The organism is Thermobifida sp. (genome assembly GCF_017577275.1).
Lineage (GTDB): Bacteria > Actinomycetota > Actinomycetes > Streptosporangiales > Streptosporangiaceae > Thermobifida > Thermobifida fusca.
This window is the reverse complement of sequence record NZ_PITY01000024.1, coordinates 79,418-93,809: the sequence shown is the minus strand read 5'-3', so window position 1 is coordinate 93,809 and position 14,392 is coordinate 79,418. Positions and strand designations below refer to the sequence as shown.

Genomic DNA, 14,392 nt, shown 5'->3' with positions numbered 1-14,392 from the left:
CCACGGAACGCAACGGGGCGTTCCCGGTCCGTCGGTCCACACCATGGTGTTCGTGGATGGGAGAGACCTCCGGTTCTTGTCGTGCTCGCTTTTCGAGGCGGCCACCGTAACCGGAGAAGAGGATCCCTGACATGGACGCACCCTGGTGGGTCTGGCTGGCAACTATCGTCGGCATCGCCGTGATCCTGGTCGTCGACCTCGCTATCGTCGATCGCCCATGGAGTAAGAAGCGCGAGCCGAAGGAGTTCTCGCTCAAAGAGGCCTCGTGGTGGTCGGCCTTCTACATCGCGCTCGCCATCGTCTTCGGGATCGGCATCTGGTATTTCGCCGGGTGGGAGAAGGCCGGTGAGTACTTCGCCGGCTATGTCACCGAGAAGAGCCTGAGCGTCGACAACCTCTTCGTCTTCTACCTGATCCTCACCTCTTTCGCGGTGCCCAAGAAGTACCAGCATGAGGTGCTGCTGGTCGGCATCATGCTGGCGCTGGTCATGCGCGGCGTGTTCATCGCGGTCGGGGCGCAAGCGGTCAACGCGTGGAGCGAAGTCTTCTACCTGTTCGGCGCGTTCCTCATCTACACGGCGATCAAGATCGTCCGGGACAACGTCGCAGGCTCGGAGGAAGAGGAGACCAACTACACCGACAGTTTCGCGGTGCGCATGCTCCGCAAGGTGTGGCCGGTAACCGACAGCTACCACGGCCCCCGGCTGACCGTGAAACTCGACGGACGCCGTCACATCACCCCGATGTTCATGGTGATCGTCGCGGTCGGTGTCACCGACCTGATCTTCGCGGTCGACTCGATCCCAGCGATCTTCGGGCTCACCCAGGACGCCTACCTGGTGTTCACCGCGAACGCTTTCGCGCTGCTCGGGCTGCGGGTCCTGTACTTCCTGCTGGCCGGGTTGATGGACCGGCTGGCCTACATCAGCTGGGGCCTCGCCGCGATCATGGTGTTCATCGGCATCAAGATGCTCTTGCATGCCCTCCACGAGAACGGGGTCGACGTCCCCGAGGTCGGTACCAGCCTGTCGCTGGGCGTCATCCTCGGCGTGATGACCATCACGGTCATCGCGAGTGTGGTCAAGTCCCGCAGCGATATGCGGAAGTTGCAGGCTCGTGCCGGCGATATCACGCCCCGCGAGTGACCGCGCAGCTTCCCGCGACACCCGAAAATCGAACAGGCGTACCCATAGAATGGGGTCCCAGCCGGAATGAGGCCGGACCCCACGTGGTTGCTGTGGGCGAAGCTCCGGCGGTGGCGCTGCCGCATGCTCGCACGGGGCAGCGCGCCCTGTCGTACCGGTGGGCGCGGCAGTACAGGAAGTCTCGCGATACGCACCGCCGTGGTCCGACCGCACACCCTCGACGAGGAAGGATGAAGCGCACCGGCGTCCGGGACGGTCCCGGGGCCACGCGCGAAGAACTATGGCCGATCGTCTGGTGATCCGCGGGGCCCGCGAACACAACTTGAAGAACGTCTCCCTGGAACTGCCCCGCGACTCGATGATCGTGTTTACCGGGCTGTCCGGTTCAGGGAAGTCGTCGCTGGCCTTCGACACGATCTTCGCTGAGGGGCAGCGCAGGTACGTGGAGTCGCTCTCCGCGTACGCCCGCCAGTTCCTCGGCCAGATGGACAAGCCCGCCGTCGACTTCATCGAGGGCCTGTCTCCCGCGGTTTCCATCGACCAGAAGTCCACGAGCCGCAACCCGCGCTCTACGGTCGGCACCATCACGGAGGTGTACGACTACCTGCGGCTGCTGTGGGCGCGGATCGGAAAGCCGCACTGTCCCCGCTGCGGCCGCCAGATCGCCCCGCAGACCCCGCAGCAGATCGTGGACCGGGTGTTGGAACTGCCGGAGGGCACCCGTTTCCAAGTGCTGGCGCCCGTGGTGCGGGGGCGGAAAGGCGAGTACACGGAACTGTTCCAGAGCCTGCAGGCCAAAGGGTTCACCCGGGCGCGGGTCGACGGTGTGCTCGTGCGGTTGGACGAGGCGCCGGAGCTCAAACGGTACGAGACTCACGACATCGCTGTCGTGGTGGACCGGCTCAGCGTCAAACCCACGGCGAGTCAACGGCTGGCCGACTCGGTGGAGACCGCGCTGCAGTTGGCGGGCGGCACCATCATCGTGGAGTTCGTGGACCTGCCCGAGGACGATCCCGGGCGGGAGCGGATCTACTCTGAGCACCTGTACTGCCCCTACGACGACCTGTCGTTCGAAGAGCTTGAGCCGCGGTCCTTCTCCTTCAACTCGCCGTACGGGGCCTGCCCGGAATGCACCGGGCTGGGCACCCGACTGGAGGTCGACGCGGAACTGGTCGTCCCCGACCCCACGAAGACCCTTGCTGAAGGCGCGATCGCTCCGTGGAGCAGCGGCAGCCCCAGCGACTACTTCCTCCGCCTCATGCAGGCGTTGGGTGAGGCCATGGGGTTCGACTTGGACACCCCGTGGGAGAAGCTGCCGCGCAAAGCACGCCAGGCCCTGCTCACCGGTTACGACACCCAGGTCCACGTCAGCTACCGCAACCGGTACGGGCGGCGGCGCGCCTACTACACCGATTTCGAGGGAGTCGTCAACTGGATCCGCCGCCGCCACGCGGAGAGCGACAGCGAGCTCGTGCGGGAGCGGCTTGAAGGCTACATGCGGGTCGTGCCGTGCCCCGCATGCCAGGGCAGCAGGCTCAAACCGGAAGCCCTCGCGGTGACCGTCGGCGGCAAGTCCATCGCCGAGGTCAGCGCGATGCCGCTGGGGGAGTGCGCGGACTTCTTCGCGTCGCTGGAACTGTCCGACCGCGACCGGACGATCGCCGCCCAAGTCCTCAAGGAGATCAACGCCCGGCTCGGCTTCCTTCTCGACGTGGGCCTGGACTATCTCACCCTCAGCCGGGCCGCAGCCACCCTGTCTGGTGGGGAGGCCCAGCGGATCCGGCTGGCCACCCAGATCGGCTCCGGGCTGGTCGGGGTGCTCTACGTCCTCGACGAGCCGTCGATCGGACTGCACCAGCGGGACAACTTCCGGCTGTTGGAGACGTTGCAGCGGCTGCGGGACCTCGGCAACACGCTCATCGTCGTCGAGCACGACGAGGACACGATCCGCGTCGCGGACTGGGTGGTCGACATCGGCCCGGGCGCCGGGGAGCACGGCGGCCAGGTCGTCGTGTCCGGGACCGTGAAGGAACTGCTGGAGCACCCCGAGTCGATCACGGGACAGTACCTGTCGGGGCGGCGGACGATCCCGGTGCCTGAGAAGCGGCGGCCCCGCGATCCCAAGCGGCAGCTCGTCGTCAAAGGCGCCCGCGAGAACAATCTGCGCGATATCGACGTCGCGTTCCCGCTGGGGGTGTTCACTGCCGTCACCGGGGTGTCCGGGTCGGGCAAGTCCACCCTGGTCAACGAGATCCTGTACAAGGCGCTGGCCAAGGAGCTGCACGGGGCGCGCGACGTGCCCGGGCGGCACACGCGGATCAACGGGGTGCACCTGGTGGACAAGGTCGTCCACGTCGATCAGAGCCCGATCGGCCGGACCCCGCGGTCGAACCCGGCAACCTACACCGGGGTGTTCGACCACATCCGCAAACTGTTCGCGCAGACGACAGAAGCGAAGGTCCGCGGCTACCAGCCGGGCCGGTTCTCCTTCAACGTCAAGGGGGGCCGCTGCGAAGCGTGCGCGGGCGACGGCACGATCAAGATCGAAATGCAGTTCCTCCCGGACGTCTACGTGCCGTGCGAGGTCTGCCACGGCGCCCGGTACAACCGCGAGACGCTCGACGTGCACTACAAGGGCAAGAACATCGCGGACGTGCTGGATATGCCGATCACTGAGGCGCTGGAGTTCTTCGAGTCGATCAGCGCGATCCGCCGCCACTTGCAGACCTTGCACGACGTGGGGTTGGGCTATGTGCGGCTCGGACAGCCTGCCACCACCCTGTCGGGCGGGGAGGCCCAGCGGGTGAAGCTCGCCACCGAGCTGCAGCGCCGCTCTACCGGGCGCACCGTGTACATCCTGGACGAACCGACCACGGGACTGCACTTCGCTGACATCGAGAAACTGTTGAACGTGCTGGGACGGCTCGTGGATGCGGGCAACACCGTCATCGTGATCGAGCACAACCTCGACGTCATCAAGACCGCCGACTACCTCATTGACATGGGGCCGGAAGGCGGGTCGCGCGGCGGCACGGTGGTGGTGACAGGAACCCCGGAAGAGGTTGCCCAGCATCCGGAGAGCCACACCGGCCACTTCCTCCGCGCGATTCTCCGCTGACCGGCAGCCGGCGGGCCGGGGCGGTGTGGCGCCCTGCCTCGGGAATGCGGGCACGCGCGACAGGGCGCGCGGGGCGCGGCGGGGCCCGTGGGGTGGGCGTCTCCGTTCGTGGCGTGGGGCGATGCCTCGAGGGTGGGGTCGGACCATTATGGTGGGGTTGGTCCCCGTCGTGGCGCGGCTGCTCAGCTGGGCGTGCGGCAGAGCCCTCCGGCGCGGCCGGGGCCGGTGCCGGGGGAGGCGGTGGGGAGCTGCGGGACCCCGTGCCGGTCTACTCTCAGATCCGTACTACATTGCGTAGTAGATCTGTTCGACCATTTCAGGGAGCTTGGAGATGACAACGGAGCCGTCACCGCGTGTTTGCCGGATCAGCCGTCGCGCAATGCTGGCGGGGACGGGCGCTGCGGGAGCGGTGGCGCTCACCGCGACCGGCTGCGGGACCACGCCGAAGCCGCAGGATGCGCTGCGCGGCACTGTAGTGGCGCAGACCACGGACGTCCCCGAAGGCGGCGGGCTGCTGCTGATGGACGCCAAGCTGGTGATCACCCAGCCTGAACCAGGCACGTTCCTCGCGTTCAGTGCTTCGTGCACCCACGGGGGCTGTACGGTCCAGGAAGTCACCACGGAGATCCTCTGCCTGTGCCACCACAGCAAGTTCGGGCTCGACGGTGAGGTGCTCCAGGGGCCGGCCGTCGACCCCTTGGAGCAGTTCGAAGTGAAGGTGGAGGGGACCGACATCATCCTGGTCTGAGCGGAACAGCCAGGCTTAGTCGGTCTTGGTGCGTGCAGTGTCGTCCGGGGCGGGGGCGGCGGAAGGCTGGCGGGGCGCTCCAGTGGGCACCACCGCGGGGTAACGCTGGTCTTCGCCGTCCATGCCCGTGAATTGGGTGCGGTTGCGCGGAAGGGCTTCAGGGAAGTTCTCCCGGATGTAGGTGAGCATGTGCTCACGCAACTGCACCATGAGGGTCCACCGGGCGCTGGAGTCGGCGGCGGTCACTGTGGCGCGGAGCTCCACCAGACCCGAGTCGAGGATGTCGGTGACGTCGAGCGACCAACTGCGACCGTCCCACTGGGGGTGGTTGGTCACAAACGACTCCACTTCGGCGCGGAGCCGGTCCACTGGGACCTCCCAGTCGACTCGGAACATCACCACGCCCGTGATGTTGCTGCCGTGCTTGGTCCAGTTTTCGAAGGGTTGCGTGGTGAAGTAGGACACGGGGAAGATCAGTCGGCGCTCGTCCCAGATGCGCACGGTCACGTTGGTGAGCGTCAGTTCTTCGACCCGGCCCCATTCGCCTTCTACAACGACCACGTCGTTGATGCGCAGCGAGTCGCTGAAGGCCAGTTGCAGTCCGGCGAACATGTTGCCCAGCGTGGCCTGAGCGGCCACACCGGCGATGATGCCGATCAGACCGGCGGACGCCAGAATACCGGCACCGAGTGCGGCGACCGCGGGGAAGGTGAACAGGATCGCTGCGACGGCGAGCAGGCCCAGCACGGTGGCCACCACCCGCCGCAGGAGCCGCACCTGGGTCTGCAGGCGGCGGGAGCGGCGGTCAGCGTCGCCGTTGCGCGCCGACAGGCGCGCCAGGATCATGTCGGTGACCGCGTAGGCCATGGTCAGCCCCAGCCACGTCAGCGACGCGATCATCGCGATGCGCATGCCGTGCTGGAAGATCGGATACCAGAACTTGGGGTTCTCAAACCCTCGCGCGTCGGGGATCGCCAGGTTGATCCCGATGACGATAGCCGCCGCGTACGCGGAGTATCGGCAGCGTCGCACCAGGTGCTCGGCCATGGCCCACACTCTGGAGAGCTGGTGGGTCAGTAACCAGTGCAGCACCGTGACCAGGAACACGGAGATGGCGACGGCGATGCCTACTGCAACCCAGTTGCCGAGTGACATCACTGGAGGGGCCCCCTTGTGCGACGTTGAGAAGAAAAAGAAAAGGGATACAACGCAGACAGGGACAACCTAGAACATCCCTATGCCGATCTGTGACCGTTCCTAGGGTGAGCCGTGACACCGCGGAGTGTCCTCCCAGAGGATCGGCATTCCAGCGCGTAGGGTCTGCCGCGGGGAACCCTGCCCGGGAGCCTTGACGTTGTCTCCACGCGGAGCCCGGGGCGTCGCGCCCTGTCCCCTGGGGCTTCCGGCGATACCGCTGACCGCTGGGGTGCGGCCAACGGTATGTCTGGGAGTACGCACTAAAGAATGGGAGGGGAGGCTCCAGGACGCTGCGTCCGCGGGGCCTGTTCCGCTTCCCGGAGTCCACCCCCGCCTGGGGCGGGGAGCACTGATGAGGGAAACCCGATGACCGTCCGCCCGACTTTGCGTCCGAAGCCCGGATCGATCCCCACCGATCCGGGGGTCTACCGTTTCCGGGACGAGCACGGCCGTGTGATCTACGTCGGCAAGGCGAAGAACCTGCGGGCCCGCCTGTCCTCGTACTTCCAGGATTTCAGCGCGCTGCACCCCCGCACCCAGACCATGATCTCCACCGCCGCCGACGTCGACTGGACGGTGGTGAACACCGAGGTGGAGGCCCTGCAACTGGAGTATTCCTGGATCAAGGAGTACTCTCCGCGGTTCAATGTCCGCTACCGCGACGACAAAAGCTACCCCTACTTGGCGGTGACCCTCAACGAAGAGTTCCCCCGGGTGCAGGTGATGCGCGGGGCCCGCCGCCGCGGGGTGCGCTACTTCGGGCCCTACTCCTATGCGTGGGCGATCCGCGACACCGTCGACCTGCTGCTCCGCGTGTTCCCGGTGCGCACCTGCTCGGCTGGGGTGTTCAAACGCGCTCGGTCCAGTGGCCGCCCTTGCCTGCTGGGCTATATCGACAAGTGCTCTGCCCCGTGCGTGGGGCGGATCGGCGTGGAGGAGTACCGGGCGCTCGCCGAGGATTTCTGCGCTTTCATGGCAGGGGAGACCGGCCGGTTCCTGCGGCAGTTGGAAGCCGAGATGAAACAGGCGGCGGCCGCGCAGGAGTACGAGCGTGCCGCCCGGATCCGTGACGATATCCAGGCGCTGCGCACGGTCATGGAGAAGCAGGCGGTGGTGCTCGGGGACAGCACCGACTGCGACGTGATCGCGATCGCCGAGGACCAGTTGGAAGCCGCGGTCCAAGTGTTCTACGTGCGCGGCGGCCGGATCCGCGGGGAGCGCGGCTGGGTGGTGGACAAAGTCGAGGACGTCTCCACGGGGAAACTCGTCGAGCAGTTCCTGGCCCAGACGTACGGGGGTGCCGACGATGAGGAGTCCACCACGGCGATTCCCCGCGAAGTGCTGGTGTCGGCCGAGCCCGCCGACCGGGACGCGGTCGTCGCCTGGCTGTCGAAGCGGCGCGGCGCGGCCGTGGATGTGCGGGTCCCCCAGCGCGGCGACAAACGGGCCCTCATGGAGACCGTGCTCAAAAACGCGGAGCAGACCCTGGCCCGCCACAAGAGCCAGCGCGCTTCCGACTTGACGACCCGGTCCAAAGCCCTGGCGGAGATCGCGGAGGCGCTCGGTCTGGCGGAGGCGCCGCTGCGCATCGAATGCTTCGACATCTCCACCCTGCAGGGGGAGCACACTGTGGCGTCCATGGTGGTGTTCGAAGACGGTCTGGCCCGCAAGTCCGAGTACCGGCGGTTCAGTATCCGCGGGGCGGAAGGCGCGGACAGTGACGTGGCCGCGATGTACGAGGTCATCAGCCGGCGGTTCACCCGTTACCTGGAGGAGAGCCAGCGTGTCGGCGAACTGGACACGCTGGGGGAGAGCGGTGCGCCGCAGGGGGCGGAGCGGAAGGCCCCCCGTTTCGCCTATCCCCCTAACCTCGTCGTCGTGGACGGCGGCCGTCCGCAGGTCGCGGCTGCCCAGCGGGCCTTGGACGATCTGGGGATCGAGGATGTGGCGGTCTGCGGGCTGGCGAAACGCTTGGAGGAAGTGTGGTTGCCCGGGGAAGAGGACCCGATCATCCTGCCGCGGACGAGTGAGGGGCTCTACCTGCTGCAGCGTGTGCGAGACGAGGCGCACCGGTTTGCGATCTCCTACCATCGACGCAAGAGAGCGAAGGCGCTGACAGCCAGCGTGCTGGATGACATCCCCGGGCTGGGGCCGGTCCGCCGCGCCGCTCTGCTGAAGCATTTCGGGTCGGTGCGGCGGCTGGCGCAGGCCACGGCCGCGGAGATCGCTGAGGTGCCGGGGATCGGGGAGCGGACCGCGCAGACTATCTACGAGCGGCTCACGAGCGTGGAGGGCGGACAGCGGACACAACCGGAGAACAGCAAGGCAGACGAGTGAGACTACGAGGGGAAGAACACGTGGCGACCAGTCGAGGAGACGATCTCCTGCCAGAGATTGTCGTCGTGACGGGCATGTCGGGGGCCGGGCGGAGCACCGCGGCGCGGGCACTGGAGGACCTCGACTGGTTCGTCGTCGACAACCTGCCGCCGGCCCTGCTGCCGACCATGATTGATCTGGCGGCGCGCACCCGAGGCGCCGTGCCCCAGATCGCCGCGGTCGTGGACGTGCGCAGCATGGCGTTCACCGAGGACCTGCTGTCCACCGTGGAGGATTTGCGGAGCCGCGGGATCGGGGCCCGCGTCGTGTTTTTGGAGGCGTCAGACGAGACGCTGGTGCGCCGCTTCGAGAGTGTGCGCCGTCCCCACCCGCTGCAGGGGGACGGGCGGTTGACCGACGGGATCAGCCGGGAGCGGGAACTGCTGCGGTCGATCCGCGGCGAGGCTGACCTGGTGGTCGACACGTCCCAGCTCAACGTGCACCAGCTCAAGGCGAAGATGGTGGGGTTTTTCGGGAAGGCCCGGGAGACCCGACTGCGCGCCAATGTGGTGTCTTTCGGATACAAGCACGGACTTCCGGTCGACGCCGACCTGGTGTTGGACTGCCGCTTCTTGCCCAACCCGCACTGGGTGCCGGAGCTGCGCCCGCTGACCGGGCAGGACGAGCCGGTGCGCGACTATGTGCTGGCCCAGCGCGGCGCCAAGGAGATGCTCGACTCCTATACCGAAGTGCTGCGGCTGTTGGTCTCCGGATACCAGCGGGAGGGTAAGCACTACATGACGCTTGCGGTGGGATGCACTGGAGGCAAGCACCGGAGCGTCGCCATGTCGGAACAGCTTGCCGCACGCTTGCGTGACGAAGGAGTCGAGGTGAACATCATCCACCGGGACCTGGGACGCGAGTAGGCGGCGGCGCGGCGGCGAGGGCCGCTCCACAGTGCCCGGGGCTGGGAGGAGCCGGGAGGGAATGAGGGGCGCGTAGACCGATGGCGGGTTACGAGGACGCTTGGGAGAAGCCGCACAGTGAGCACGACGCTGCCGAACCGCCGCGCGTGGTTGCGCTCGGCGGAGGGCACGGACTGTACGCGTCGTTATCCGCGTTACGCCGGGTCACCACTGACGTCACCGCGATCGTCACGGTTGCTGACGACGGGGGGTCCAGTGGGCGGCTGCGCCGCGAGCTGGGGGTGCTGCCTCCCGGGGACCTGCGGATGGCGCTGGCTGCGCTGTGCGGTGACGACGAGTGGGGCAGCACCTGGAGTGAAGTCGTGCAGCACCGGTTCCGATCCGAGGGTGAACTGCACGGCCACGCGGTAGGCAACCTGCTCATCGTCGCGCTGTGGGAACTGTTGGGTGACTCGGTGGCCGCCTTGGACTGGGTGGGCCAGTTGCTGGGCGCGCACGGCCGGGTGCTGCCCATGTCGTCGGTGCCGTTGGACATCGTCGCCGAAGTGGAGGGCGCCGACCCGGAGCGCCCGGACGAGGTGGTGACGGTGCGCGGGCAGGTGGCCTGTGCCAGTACTCGGGGACGAGTGCGGTCGATTTCGCTGATTCCGGAGCGGCCGCCGGTGCCGAGCCAGGTGATCCGGGCTGTGCACGAGGCCGACTGGGTGGTGTTCGGTCCGGGGTCGTGGTTCACCAGCGTGCTTCCGCACCTGCTCGTGCCGGATTTGGCGCGGGCGCTGGTGACGACGAAGGCCCGGCGCCTTGTGGCGCTCAACTTGTCTCCGCAACGGGGAGAGACGGACGGGTTTGCCGCGCACACCTACCTGGAGGTGCTTGCCGACCACGCCCCTGACTTGCGGGTGGACGTGGTGCTGGCGGACCGCAAAGGGGTGGAGGACACGGTGCGGCTGGAGCAGGTCTCCGCGGAACTGGGCGCCCGGCTGGTGGTGGCCGACCTGGCGGTCGACGACGGCTCACCGCGGCATGATCCGGATCGGTTCGCAGCGGCGTTCGATCAGATCTTCGCCAGCTAAGCGGGTTTGATCGCAAACTCGGGAAAGTGCGGAGTGTCGGAACGGTCAAGGGGCCAGACACACGCACGGAGGACATGGAGTTGGCGGCGTGGCCAAGTAGTCTGCCCGAAAGGGCGCTGCTTGGCCGCGGCGCGCGCATGTGCGTTCTACAGGGGGAAGGGGCCGCATCTATGGCGATGACCGGCGTGGTGAAGGACGAGTTGAGCCGACTGACCGTTCTCAAGCCATGCTGCCGCAAAGCGGAAGTCTCGACGATTCTGCGTTTCACCGGCGGACTGCATCTGGTCGGCGGACGTATTGTGATCGAATCCGAACTTGATACCGGGGTGGCTGCGCGTCGGCTGCGCAAGGACATCGCTGAGGTGTTCGGACACGAGTCCGAGGTGCTGGTGCTGTCTCCGAGCGGGCTGCGCAAGGGGAACCGCTATGTGGTGCGGGTCATCAAGGAGGGGGAGAGCCTCGCCCGGCAGACAGGGCTGATCGACAGCAATGGCCGCCCGGTGCGCGGCCTGCCTCGCCATGTGGTGGCGGGTGGGGTGTGCGATGCAGAGTCGGCGTGGCGTGGCGCGTTCATCGCTCACGGGTCGTTGACTGAGCCGGGACGGTCTATGTCGTTGGAGGTCACCTGCCCGGGGCCGGAGGCGGCGCTGGCTCTGGTGGGGGCGGCGCGCCGGCTGAAGGTGCACGCCAAGGCCCGTGAGGTGCGCGGCGTGGACCGGGTGGTGGTGCGCGACGGGGATTCGATCAGTGCGATGCTGACGCGGCTCGGCGCCCATCAGAGCGTGCTGGCGTGGGAGGAGCGGCGGATGCGCCGCGAGGTGCGGGCGACCGCTAACCGGCTGGCGAACTTTGACGATGCGAACCTGCGGCGGAGCGCGCGGGCCGCGGTGGCGGCGGGGGCCCGGGTACAGCGCGCGTTGGAGATTCTCGCTGACGATGCCCCTCCCCACTTGGTGGCCGCGGGCAAGCTGCGCTTGAAGCACAAGCAGGCGTCGCTGGAGGAGCTGGGCCAGCTTGCTGACCCGCCGTTGACCAAGGACGCTATTGCGGGCCGGATCCGGCGGTTGCTGGCGATGGCGGACAAGCGTGCGGCTGATTTGGGGATCCCCAACACCGAGGCGAGCCTGACACCCGACATGCTCGTTCCATAGTGTGAGGATGATCACAATATATATCCGAGAGTAGTCATTTGGTCACTCTCGGATAGGGCGTGGGGTGGTAGAAGGGGAAAGTAGCCCAATGGCCGGTCAACATCCCTCGTTAATGCGCCCGTAATAAAGTGTGAACCTTTTTCTGGAAATGCCCACACTTTCACGAGCTGCGGAAACGATGGTGGTGGGTGGGGAAGAATACGGTCTAATGGTCTATACCTTTGAGGTGTGAGGGTGCCAGTATTGGCCCCGACGGGACAGCCCGCGCCGTAGCAGATCCGGCTCCGGCGGCTCGGAACGCGGACGATAGGCTCGCCCCGACGAAACGCACACTGTTTTCCACGGTCCGACGCGTACGCGTCGGAAACAAGCGTCGACGACGCAGACGACACGTGAGGAGAATGGTTCCGTGACCATCCGTGTAGGTGTAAACGGATTCGGACGAATCGGCCGTAACTTCTGGCGGGCGGTTCAGGCCGCCGGCGGCAGCGATGTCGAAATCGTGGCGGTCAACGACCTCACCGACAAGGCCACCCTGGCGCACCTGCTCAAGTACGACACGGTGCTGGGCACCCTGCCGGGCGAGGTCGAGGTCGGCGAGGACAGCATCACGGTCGGCGGCACCACCATGAAGGCGCTCGCCCAGCGCGACCCGGCTCAGCTCCCGTGGGGCGACCTCGGGGTGGACATCGTCGTGGAGTCCACTGGCTTCTTCACCAAGGCTGAGGACGCGAAGAAGCACCTCGACGCCGGCGCCAAGAAGGTCATCATCTCCGCCCCCGCCAAGGGCGAGGACCTGACGGTCGTCATGGGCGTCAACGACGACAAGTACGACCCGGCCAACCACCACATCCTGTCCAACGCCTCCTGCACCACCAACTGCGTGGCGCCGATGGCGAAGACCCTGATGGAGAACTTCGGCATCGTCAAGGGTCTGATGACCACGGTGCACGCCTACACCAACGACCAGGTCATCCTGGACTACCCGCACAAGGACCTGCGCCGTGCCCGGGCCGCCGCGCAGAACATCATCCCGACCACCACCGGTGCCGCCAAGGCCACCGCTCTGGTGCTGCCCGAGCTGAAGGGCAAGCTCGACGGCCTGGCGATGCGGGTGCCGGTGCCGGACGGCTCGGTGACCGACCTGGTGGTCACGCTGGAGCGCGAAGTCACCAAGGAAGAGGTCAACGCCGCCTTCAAGGCTGCGGCCGAGGGCGCGCTCAAGGACATCCTGGTCTACACCGAGGACCCGATCGTCTCCTCCGACATCGTCGGCACCCCGGCGTCCTGCACCTTCGACGCCAGCCTCACCATGGCCTTCGGCACCCAGGTCAAGGTCGTCGGCTGGTACGACAACGAGTGGGGCTACTCCAACCGCCTGGTCGACCTGGTCAAGCTGGTCGGCTCCAACCTCTGACCCGCGCCGCGTACGGCATCGGCGACGCCCTCGCCACCGGCCCACGCACGGCCGGACGGGGGCGTCGCCGCCCCATGGAGCCCACCTTCTGCCAGAAAGAGAAGTCACGATATGCGGACGATCGAGGATCTCGACGTCGCGGGCAAGCGCGTCTTCGTCCGAGCCGATCTCAACGTGCCGCTCGACGGTGACCGCATCACCGACGACGGTCGTATCCGGGCCAGCCTGCCCACCATCACTGCACTGCGCGAGCGGAACGCGCGCGTGATCATCGGCGCCCACTTGGGCCGCCCCAAAGGCAAGGTCGACCCTGCCTACTCGCTGACGCCGGTCGCCGCCCGCCTGGGCGAGCTGCTGGGCACCGAGGTGCGCTTCGCCTCCGACACCGCAGGCGAATCCGCCCAGGCCATCAGCCGCGAGCTGGCCGACGGCGAGGTCGCCCTCGTGGAGAACCTGCGTTTTGAGCCGGGCGAGACCAGCAAGGACGACGCCGAACGCGGTGAGTTCGCCGATCGGCTCGCCGCACTGGCTGAGCTGTACGTCGGCGACGGTTTCGGCGCCGTGCACCGCAAGCACGCCAGCGTCTACGACCTGCCGAAGCGTCTGCCGCACGCCGCCGGCGGACTGGTGCTGGCCGAAGTCAGCGTGCTGCGCAAGCTGACCGAGTCCCCGCAGCGCCCCTACGTGGTCGTACTGGGCGGCTCCAAGGTCTCCGACAAACTCGGCGTCATCGACAACCTGCTCAACACCGCCGACCGCATCCTCATCGGCGGCGGCATGGCCTACACCTTCCTCGCCGCGCAGGGCTACGAGGTGGGCGCCAGCCTGCTGGAGCGGGACCAGATCGACACCGTCAAGGGGTACCTGCGCCGGGCTGAGGAGCGCGGTGTGGAACTCGTGCTCCCGGTGGACGTGGTGGCCGCAGAGAAGTTCGCTGCGGACGCCGCCCACGACGTGGTCGACGTCCGGGAGATCCCCGCGGACCGGATGGGGCTGGACATCGGACCGGCCTCGGCTGAGCTCTTCGCGTCGAAACTGGCGGACGCCGCGACCGTGTTCTGGAACGGCCCGATGGGCGTGTTCGAAATGGAGCCGTACGCGAAGGGCACCCGCTCCGTGGCGCAGGCCCTAGCCGACTCCTCGGCGTTCACCGTGGTCGGCGGGGGCGACTCGGCCGCAGCCGTCCGGGCACTCGGCTTCGACGAGAAGGCGTTCAGCCACATCTCCACCGGTGGCGGTGCCAGCCTGGAGTACCTCGAAGGAAAGACCCTGCCCGGCATCGCGGCATTGGAGGAATAGGA

Annotated in this window: 10 protein-coding genes; 9 read left to right on the top strand and 1 reads right to left on the bottom strand. The window is 67.2% G+C overall.

All coding sequences use genetic code 11. The annotated features are described in order from the left end of the window. Positions 1–131 precede the first annotated feature (131 nt). The 3 genes from CW348_RS12570 to CW348_RS12560 all read left to right on the top strand — a co-directional run bounded on the left by CW348_RS12570 (position 132) and on the right by CW348_RS12560 (position 5,011). A complete protein-coding gene (locus tag CW348_RS12570) occupies positions 132–1,145 on the top strand; it encodes a TerC family protein (RefSeq protein WP_011292448.1) in 1,014 nt (337 codons plus the stop codon). 280 nt (positions 1,146–1,425) lie between these two features. Then, positions 1,426–4,263 (top strand): excinuclease ABC subunit UvrA, encoded by a 2,838-nt coding sequence (gene uvrA, locus CW348_RS12565; RefSeq protein ID WP_011292447.1) that lies wholly within the window; start codon positions 1,426–1,428, stop codon positions 4,261–4,263. Between the two features lie 379 nt (positions 4,264–4,642). Further along, positions 4,643–5,011: a Rieske (2Fe-2S) protein gene (locus CW348_RS12560; RefSeq protein WP_016188938.1), complete on the top strand. Its 369-nt coding sequence runs from the start codon at positions 4,643–4,645 to the stop codon at positions 5,009–5,011. Positions 5,012–5,026: 15 nt separating this feature from the next. On the opposite strand, the gene CW348_RS12555 is transcribed toward CW348_RS12560, so the two are convergent. Continuing rightward, positions 5,027–6,166, bottom strand: coding sequence for a mechanosensitive ion channel family protein (locus CW348_RS12555; RefSeq protein ID WP_016188937.1), 1,140 nt, complete (start codon positions 6,164–6,166; stop codon positions 5,027–5,029). A gap of 408 nt (positions 6,167–6,574) precedes the next feature. Here CW348_RS12555 and uvrC point away from each other — a divergent pair, with 408 nt between their 5' ends. The 6 genes from uvrC to CW348_RS12525 all read left to right on the top strand — a co-directional run bounded on the left by uvrC (position 6,575) and on the right by CW348_RS12525 (position 14,390). Then, positions 6,575–8,545, top strand: coding sequence for an excinuclease ABC subunit UvrC (gene uvrC / locus CW348_RS12550; protein ID WP_011292444.1), 1,971 nt, complete (start codon positions 6,575–6,577; stop codon positions 8,543–8,545). Between the two features lie 20 nt (positions 8,546–8,565). Further along, positions 8,566–9,450, top strand: a complete 885-nt coding sequence (rapZ, locus tag CW348_RS12545; RefSeq protein ID WP_011292443.1) for an RNase adapter RapZ — start codon at positions 8,566–8,568, stop codon at positions 9,448–9,450. A gap of 146 nt (positions 9,451–9,596) precedes the next feature. Continuing rightward, complete coding sequence (gene yvcK / locus CW348_RS12540; protein WP_038043924.1) at positions 9,597–10,523, top strand: uridine diphosphate-N-acetylglucosamine-binding protein YvcK; 927 nt, start codon at positions 9,597–9,599, stop codon at positions 10,521–10,523. A 170-nt stretch (positions 10,524–10,693) separates the two neighbouring features. After that, on the top strand, positions 10,694–11,674 hold the full coding sequence (gene whiA / locus CW348_RS12535) for a DNA-binding protein WhiA (RefSeq protein WP_011292441.1): 981 nt from the start codon (positions 10,694–10,696) through the stop codon (positions 11,672–11,674). Positions 11,675–12,083: 409 nt separating this feature from the next. Next, a complete protein-coding gene (gene gap / locus CW348_RS12530) occupies positions 12,084–13,091 on the top strand; it encodes a type I glyceraldehyde-3-phosphate dehydrogenase (protein ID WP_011292440.1) in 1,008 nt (335 codons plus the stop codon). A 111-nt stretch (positions 13,092–13,202) separates the two neighbouring features. Beyond that, entirely contained in the window at positions 13,203–14,390 is a 1,188-nt protein-coding gene (locus CW348_RS12525; RefSeq protein ID WP_287463818.1) for a phosphoglycerate kinase, read from the top strand. Positions 14,391–14,392 lie beyond the last annotated feature (2 nt).